The organism is Chitinivibrionia bacterium (assembly GCA_009779925.1).
GTDB lineage: Bacteria > Fibrobacterota > Chitinivibrionia > Chitinivibrionales > Chitinivibrionaceae > WRFX01.
Map to the genome: position 1 here is coordinate 1 of WRAZ01000063.1, position 7691 is coordinate 7691.

General features: G+C 43.6%; 5 protein-coding genes. 1 reads left to right on the forward strand and 4 read right to left on the reverse strand.

The features are described from left to right. Positions 1-185: 185 nt before the first annotated feature. Positions 186-1631, reverse strand: coding sequence for a DnaA/Hda family protein (locus tag FWE23_10885; protein ID MCL2845930.1), 1446 nt, complete (start codon positions 1629-1631; stop codon positions 186-188). Positions 1632-1819: 188 nt separating this feature from the next. On the opposite strand from FWE23_10885, the gene FWE23_10890 reads away from it, so the two are divergent. Then, positions 1820-2467, forward strand: coding sequence for a DUF5610 domain-containing protein (locus FWE23_10890; protein MCL2845931.1), 648 nt, complete (start codon positions 1820-1822; stop codon positions 2465-2467). Positions 2468-2545: 78 nt separating this feature from the next. Here the strand turns inward: FWE23_10890 and FWE23_10895 are convergent, their stop codons facing one another. The 3 genes from FWE23_10895 to FWE23_10905 form a co-directional block, all read right to left on the reverse strand. Further along, positions 2546-3358: a DUF368 domain-containing protein gene (locus FWE23_10895; GenBank protein ID MCL2845932.1), complete on the reverse strand. Its 813-nt coding sequence runs from the start codon at positions 3356-3358 to the stop codon at positions 2546-2548. Between the two features lie 146 nt (positions 3359-3504). Continuing rightward, complete coding sequence (gene nifJ, locus FWE23_10900) at positions 3505-7077, reverse strand: pyruvate:ferredoxin (flavodoxin) oxidoreductase (GenBank protein MCL2845933.1); 3573 nt, start codon at positions 7075-7077, stop codon at positions 3505-3507. Positions 7078-7252: 175 nt separating this feature from the next. Next, positions 7253-7691, reverse strand: a 439-nt coding sequence (locus FWE23_10905; protein MCL2845934.1) for a hypothetical protein, incomplete at its 5' end; no start/stop codon positions are given.

Below are 7691 nucleotides of genomic sequence, written 5' to 3' on the forward strand. Positions count from 1 at the left end.
GAAGATTAAATTAAGAAAAGACGATTTTCCGACATTGGAACGCTCCAAAAGCGCAAATTCTGCGGTTTCGGTTTCGGGACATTGCGACAAAAACTGCGCCGATTTAATGAATTTGATGTCGATTTTCTCAAAAAAATCCGATAATTTTGCGCTTTTTTCCATAATAACCCCAAGCCTACCCTGTTTTAGGACTGCCCCGTTATTATTTTCGTAAGCAAATCTATGTCTTTTTGCAGTTTCTCGTCGGTATTCAGGCTTTGCGCTATTTTTTTGCAGGTTATACAAACTGTTGAATGGTCGCGCCCCAAAAGGTTTCCTATCGCTTGCTCCGAGTTTTTTGTTATTGTGCGTATCAAATGCATTGCGACAGAACGCGAATAAGCAACATCTTGAACTCTCGACGACGAGCGGATTTCTTGGATTGCAATGCCGAAATACGAGCAAACTCTATCCAAAATTATGTCGGCTGTAATCCTTCGCGTGTCTTTTATGTAGTCATTCAGTATCATTTTTACGGAGTCGATACCAAGGTCGGCGTTGCAAAAAACGGAAGACGCCAAAAGACGGTTGTAAAGCCCTTCGAGTTCGCGAATATTTGTCGTCGGAATATCCGCAAGATACGCCAAAACATCCTCGCTCAACTTTAATTCTCTGTTGTAGAATTTTTTCTTTATTATTTGCATTCTATTTTTTTTGCTCGGCGTTAAAATTTCCACAGCAACACTATTGCTGAGGCGCATTTTAAGCACGTCAATCATATCGGGAATATCGGTTGGCGTGCAATCCGAAGTCAGGACAATCTGCCTGTTATCGTCATAAAGAAAGGTTAATATTTCAAAAAACGCATTTTGAGTTCCCTGCCCTCTGAACAAATGCACGTCATCTATCAAAAGTAAATCTACGTCTCGAAATTTGTTGTAAAATTCGTCCAAACCCTTTTTTTCTTTTTGCCAATTTACGTATTCCGAGAGAAAATCTATTGCGCAAGTGTAATGAATGTTTTTTGCGGTGTTTTCTTGGTGTGTAAAGTGTCCGATTGCTTGCAAAAGGTGGGTTTTTCCGACCCCGCTTTTTCCGTGGATAACCAAAATTTTTTCGGGCGCGCTTTGCGGCATTTCGGCGGTCGTAAGGCATAAATCAAATGCTTTTTTGTTTGTGTCGCAAACGACAAACGAATCGAATTTGTAATTTTCGTAAAAATTTCCGTGTAAATTTGATTTCGGAGCTGTTTGTTTTTGAGAAATCGGACGCGCCTGCGCTTCTTGCAGTAATGATTTTTCTCGCGCTTCCCGTGCTTTTTTAAGATTTTCCTCTTCTTCTTTTGCCGATTCGTCTTCTACTATTTCTAATGATATTTGTCCGACATTTCCAAACTTCACATTCATTTTTTCAAGCAAAATACTTTCGCCGTCGCTACCTTCAAGTAATGTTTTATGAAAATCGCTCGGAACAGACAGAAATGCAACGTCATTCTCGATACGCAAAAGGTTTACTCGCTCAATAAACGACGCAAGAAACGTTTTTTTCCCTATTTCTTTAATATCACAAACGATTTCGCTCCAAGCGGAAACATTGTGGTTCTCGGTCTCTTCCGGCGCCGATAAATTTTGCATCAATAACGCAGCACTCATTAAATTTTTTACCTTATTTATAAAAATGTAATACAAAATAATTTAAGGGCGCACCAAAATGAAAGAGGGAAAAACAAATTCGTGAAAATTGCAGAATTTTGCAAAAACAGGTTAAGTTCTTGCGTAAGTTTGCCGATATTATACAATAGGGATAAATACAAGGATGGAATTTAACCAAGGAGGGTAGTATGGTTCAGGGAATTGGAATCACAAACAATCCCGTTGATAATTATACCAATGCGGCAAATTTTCAGCGGAGAGGTAACGAGGTGGGCAACAGTGACCTCACAAGGCGACCTGCGAGACAGGACGAAGCAATTATTTCAAGCGAAGGAAACAGAGTTCGTGAGAATGAAGAAGCACGTCGTGAAAGACACGATGAAATAGCAAGAGGAGCGCGTGATGAATTTCAGCGACTTCAGGCAAACATTATCAGAGCAATGCTTCAAGCAGTAAGAGGCGAAGATGTAAATACGGCAAGTTTTGATGCTATATTTAATATTCAAATTCCCGAAAGCGAACAAGGAATGACGGCAGAAGAGATAATTGCAACTCTTCCCGACGCTTGGAAGCCTGAGGCTGTCGCAGAAAGAATTGTGGATTTCGCAATTTCATTTTATGAGAGAAGCGGACTTTCGGGCGAAGAATTTTTAGAAGCGGTTACAAACGCTATCAACAGCGGTTTTGCCGAAGCAGACAGACAGCTTAACGGACGTCTTCCTGCAAACATTCAACAGGTGATACAGTTCACCAGAGACGCTGTTTCCGAAAGATTGGAACGTTGGGCTGAAAGTACAGGTATCAGAATTCCTGAGCGAGTAGATTTGACGGTGTAAAATTTTTTTACGAAACAAAAGCAAATAAAAAGGCGGCTGAAAAAATTCAGACCGCCTTTTTATTTTATCAAAATTATACTATCGTTCCTTTTTACCCATAATAAATGAGAAAGCAAAACCGCTAGAAAAGGTTGCCGCCGAAACAATTATACCTATCCCCTCTCCAAAACCCGACGGATACAAAACAATAACGGAGCCCGCCACAAATCCCAAGACTGCGCCGTAAGTCTGCTTAGGAGCTTTATTAAGCAAAAAGCGCACAAATGCCGCACCAATAAGAAGCCCGAGACCTGCGCCTAAAATAACGGGTAATATCAGCGGAATATTTAATTCGCTGACCGCTTGCAAAACCGTACGATACATCCCTATAACCAAAAGCAAAAACGCGCCCGAAATCCCCGGAATAATCATAGCAAGCGCACCCAATGCCCCCGAAAACGCCAAAAGTCCAAAGACTGACGGCGAAAGTTGGGTATATACGGCAACACCCTCTTCGGGTTTCAGAACTGCCATAATTATCATTAGAGCAAATGCAATAACAGCGCAAATAGCTGACGAAAACGACGGAAGCGCCGACGAAGTTTTGCGCGCTCGCGAATAAATCAAAGGAATACTACCAACAATAACGCCGATAAAAAACCAATAAGTCCAAACTTCATAATTTTCAAATAACACCGTAAGCGCTTTGCTTGCAAAAACAATGCCGATACCGCCGCCAACGACCAACGGAAGCCAAAATGCCCACGCGCCAAGCACCTTTTTTACGTTCGGCACAATAAGATTTATCAAACGCTCGTACACGTTAAACACCACTGCCATAGTAGCCGCCGAAATCCCCGGAATTGTAGTGGTAATCCCCAAAACAAATCCGACAAATGCTAATTTTACCATTATTTTTTTCCTTTGTTTAAGTTGAAGACGACGATTGCCCGCCGTTTTATGGTGAAAATACTATTTGCGCAGAAACAAAAACAACAAAAATTCCCCCGCCTGAAAACAAGCGGGGGAATTTTTTACCAATCGTCTCTATCCGAAAATTATTCGGAAGCCAAGTGTTTCAAGGTTTTGAAGCGGGCTTTGTTTTCCTTATCTGCTGATTCGATAAGTTCGTTGTAAGCCTTTTCATTTGCCTTTTTAAGGATTCTGAAACGGTTTTCGGTTATTGTAAACTCGCCAAGCGGCATTGTAGGCTCTTTGCTGTCGATTGTCAGCGGGTTTTTGCCTTCAAGCGCAAGTGCGGGGTTGTATCTGTAATGTACAATGTGTCCGGTTGCGAGCGCTTTTTTCGCTTGCTCTATACCGTTGCTCATTGTGATTCCGTGCGCTACGCAGTGCGAGTATGCGATAACAACCGACGGTCCGTCGTATGCTTCCGCTTCCAACATTGCTTTTACTACTTGCGCAGGGTCTGCCAAAGAAACGCGCGCTACGTAAACGTATCCGTAAGAATATGCGATTGCTCCCAAATCCTTTTTGCCGACGGGTTTTCCGCCTGCCGCGAATTTTGCTACCGCGCCTTTTGGCGTAGCTTTACTTGCTTGTCCGCCTGTGTTTGAATAAACTTCGGTGTCCATAACAAGAAGATTTACGTTTTTGCCTGTCGCGATTACGTGGTCAAGACCGCCGAAACCGATGTCGTAAGCCCAACCGTCGCCGCCGATAGCCCAAACTGACTTTTTAACAAGGTAGTCGGCAATGCTCAAAAATTCTTTTGCGCACTCTGCGTCGCCGCAACATCCTTTTGCCGCAACGATTTTCTTTGCCTTTTCTACGTTTGTACGAACTGCTTCAATCTCGTTTTGTGTAATTTGCGTTGCCGAAACTATTTCTTTAAGAAGCGATTTCAACTCTGCGTCCGCACTGCCGTTTGCAATTATGTCGTTTGACATTTCTTGCGCGCGCTCCATAAATTTGTCCGCGGTCATTCTCATACCGTAAGCAAATTCTGCGGTGTCTTCAAACAAAGAGTTCGACCAAACAGGTCCTCTTCCGTCTTTTCTCTTGGTGTAAGGAGTTGTCGGAAGGTTTCCGCCGTAAATAGACGAACATCCCGTCGCATTACCCATAATTAAACGGTCGCCGAAAAGCTGTGAAAGAAGTTTCATAAAGCCTGTTTCTCCGCAACCTGCGCACGCGCCCGAATATTCGAAAAGCGGCGTTACAAACTGCGAGCCTTTTACGGTGTTCAATTTAACGGTTGTCGGGTCAACATCTGGAAGTTTGTCAAGGAAGAAGTTGTAATTAACCACTTCTTGCTCGCGAAGCGGAGACTGGTGCTCCATTTTAATCGCGCCTTTTTCTTTTGCAGGACACGCTTCTATACACAATCCGCAACCGGTACAATCTTCCGCGCCGACTTGCAATGTATATTTTTTGCCTTCAAATCCGTCGCCGATTGCCTTTGCCGCTTTAACGTCCGCAGACTTGAAAGTCGCAGGCGCGCCGCTGAGACAAGCCGCGTCGTAAACTTTTGCGCGCAAACATCCGTGCGGACATACAAACACGCAGTTATTACACTGAATACAAGTTTCTGTGTTCCAAACGGGGATTTTCACCGCGATATTACGTTTTTCGTATTTTGTTGTTCCCGTAATCCAGCGACCGTCCGCAGGCATTTCCGAAACTTTAACGGTGTGTCCTTCTTGGCAAAGAAGTTTTTGCGTAACGTCTTTAACGAATTTCGGAGCGTCTGCAGGAACGCTTGTAATAGGATTAACTTCGTTGCTAACGCCAGAATATTTAACCTCTTGGATTTTTTGAAGACCCGCGTCAACCGCGTCGTGGTTCATTTTTACAACTTTATCACCCTTGTTTCCGTAGGTTTTTTGGATTGCGTCTTTCATTGCTTTAACAGCAAGAGCCTCGTCCATAATTTGTCCGTTTGTAATTTTGAAGAACGCCGATTGCATAACAGAGTTAATTCTTGCGCCCAAACCAAGGTCTTCGGCGATTTTAATCGCGTCGATAACATAGAATTTGAGTTTTTTGTCAACGATTTGCTTTTGCACTCTGCCCGGAATATGTTGCCATACTTCGTCCGCAGAATATTCGCTTGTCAAAAGGAAAGCCGCTCCTTCTTCCGCGTTGCGCAACATATCGTATTTCGGCAAGAACGAGAAGTTGTGGCAAGCAATAAATTTCGCCTTAGTAATAAGGTAAGGCGCGCGAATTTGCTTGGGTCCGAAACGCAAATGCGACGAAGTAAGCGTTCCCGCTTTCTTTGAGTCGTAAACAAAATACGCTTGTGTGAAGTTATCGGTTTCGTCCGAAATAATTTTGATTGTGTTCTTGTTTGCGCCGACTGTTCCGTCCGAGCCCAAACCGTAGAAAATCGCACGGTATGTATCGTCGCCTTCGGTTGTGAAGTGCGCGTCGTATTCGAGCGATGTGCCGCAAACGTCGTCGCAGATACCTACTGTGAAGTGATTTTTCGGCTTAGCCGCGTTAAGATTGTCGTAAATCGCCTTAATCATTCCGGGAATAAACTCGCAAGATCCAAGACCATAACGTCCGCCTACAACAACAGGGTCAATTTTTGAAATTCCATCGACTTTTGCCTCAGCAAGAGCGGTCAAAACTGCCTGATAAAGCGGCTCGCCGATGCTTCCCGGCTCTTTTGTTCTGTCCATAACGGCAAGTTTTTTAACCGTTGTCGGCAATGCGTTAATGAACGCCTTTGTTTCAAACGGAAGGAAAAGACGAACTTTAAGAACGCCGACTTTTTCGCCTTTTGCAGTCAAATTATCTACAACTTCGTGAACTGTTTCACATCCCGAGCCCATAATAATAATAACTTTTTCAGCGTCTTTTGCGCCGACATAGTCAAAAAGATTGTATTGGCGACCTGTGAGTTTTGCAAATTTATCCATTTGTTTTTGAACAATTGCAGGAAGCGCGTCGTAATATTTGTTTACCGTTTCGCGACCCGTAAAATAAACGTCGGGGTTTTGCGAAGTTCCCGAAATCATCGGTCTATCGGGCGAAAGTCCTCTTTCGCGGTGAGCGCGGACAAGGTCGTTGTCAACCATAGCGCGCATATCGTCGAATGTAAGTTCTTCAATTTTTGAAACTTCGTGCGATACTCTGAAACCGTCGAAGAAGTGCAAGAACGGAATTCTGCTCTCCAAAGTTGCCGCCTGCGAAATAAGCGCGAAGTCCATTGCTTCCTGAACGCTTGAAGACGAAAGCATTACCCATCCTGTTTGACGGCAAGCCATAACGTCCGAGTGGTCGCCGAAAATATTAAGTCCCTGAGCCGCCAAAGCGCGCGCAGAAACGTGGAATACAGTCGGTATTAACTCGCCTGCGATTTTGTACATATTAGGAATCATAAGTAAAAGACCCTGCGAAGCCGTAAAGGTCGTGGACATAGCGCCCGTAGCCAATGACCCGTGAATAGCGCCTGCCGCGCCTGCTTCGGATTGCAATTCCGAAACGCTGGGAACTGTTCCCCAAATGTTCTTTTCGCCTCTTGCGGACTTCTCGTCTGAAATTTCACCCATAGGCGAAGACGGAGTAATCGGATAAATAGCAATAACTTCGTTTGTGGCGTGTGCCACGTGCGCAACCGCCGAATTACCGTCGTGAGGGGCTTTTTTTCTTGTACCCATATCAACAATCTCCTTGAAATAAAGTTAATTTAGAAAACCAGTCCCACGAAAATATATTTTGCCGAAATGAGAATGAGGATATTATTTTACTAATTTGAAAAAAGGCGCGCGTTTTGTGAAAAAAGGCACAGATATAAAAATAGGGGCAAGCAATTTTGCCCCTATTTTATAAATTTTACCGCTGCACTCCTATTCTCGCAGAATATAAATACCTTCGTCCGCTGATGGTTGTCGCTTCGGCGATGATTAAATACATACCATTGCCGACAAATCTGCCTGATTGGTTGGTTAAATTCCAAATAATTGCGTTATCAACGGCGTTTGTAAGGGCGGGTTTGAAACCCGCCCTTACATCGTCCGCCGAAAATACTACATTGCCCAAATTATCAAAAATCGCCAAATTCACTGTTGCTTGTTCGGGGGTGATTACCGAAATTCTTGCGAAATCTGAGACAACCGCATTTTCGAGAATAATCCCGTATCTGCTATCCCGCGAGGTATTTTGGCGAATAAAACTTGGAAGAAACTCTTCCGTTCTTATAAAAAACTCCGTTGCTCCGATTTGGTAGTTTTCTGCAAGCATTCCCTCGGTTTCTATTCTCAGCAAATATAAA

Coding starts and splice junctions, on each gene's coding strand:
- FWE23_10885 (MCL2845930.1), bottom strand. CDS start 1,631: ATGAGTGCTGCGTTATTGATGCAAAATTTATCGGCGCCGGAAGAGACC.
- FWE23_10895 (MCL2845932.1), bottom strand. CDS start 3,358: ATGGTAAAATTAGCATTTGTCGGATTTGTTTTGGGGATTACCACTACA.
- nifJ (MCL2845933.1), bottom strand. CDS start 7,077: ATGGGTACAAGAAAAAAAGCCCCTCACGACGGTAATTCGGCGGTTGCG.
- FWE23_10890 (MCL2845931.1), top strand. CDS start 1,820: ATGGTTCAGGGAATTGGAATCACAAACAATCCCGTTGATAATTATACC.